1 protein-coding gene is annotated in these 478 nt (G+C 41.6%); it reads left to right on the top strand.

The window, feature by feature from the left end:
• A partial coding sequence (locus tag L0M85_RS09875) for a CHAP domain-containing protein (RefSeq protein WP_238656942.1) occupies positions 1-377 on the top strand: 377 nt, incomplete at its 5' end.
• Positions 378-478: the final 101 nt, after the last annotated feature.

Below are 478 nucleotides of genomic sequence, written 5' to 3'. Positions count from 1 at the left end.
GTATGGCCTATGCCTATGGACAATGTACATGGGGTGTTGCGGCTCGTATGAATCAATTAGGTTTAAAATTAAAAGGAAGTAATGGAGAGAAGATTTCAATCATTAATACCATGGGAAATGGTCAGGACTGGGTTGCGACAGCGTCAAGTCTTGGTGGAGAAACGGGTTCCACACCAAGAGCAGGTGCTATTGTTTCTTTTGTGGGAGGTACACATGGCACACCAGCCATCTACGGTCATGTGGCTTTTGTAGAGAAGGTCTATGATGATGGTTCTTTCCTTGTGTCTGAAACCAACTATGGTGGCAATCCTAACTATACCTTTAGAAAAATCTCGCAAGCAGATAGCGCTATTAGTTTTGCCTATACTACGAAATAGAAGAGTTTACACTTGAAATTTTAGCCATTTTCAGGTAGAATAAATAGTGTAGATGAGTGGTCGGCTCATGGTCAATCTGATAGTAATCTTGGACATAAGGG

It is taken from the genome of Streptococcus sp. DFI.7.26 (assembly GCF_022240605.1).
Lineage (GTDB): Bacteria > Bacillota > Bacilli > Lactobacillales > Streptococcaceae > Streptococcus > Streptococcus xiaochunlingii.
This window is presented reverse-complemented; position numbering and strand designations above follow the sequence as displayed.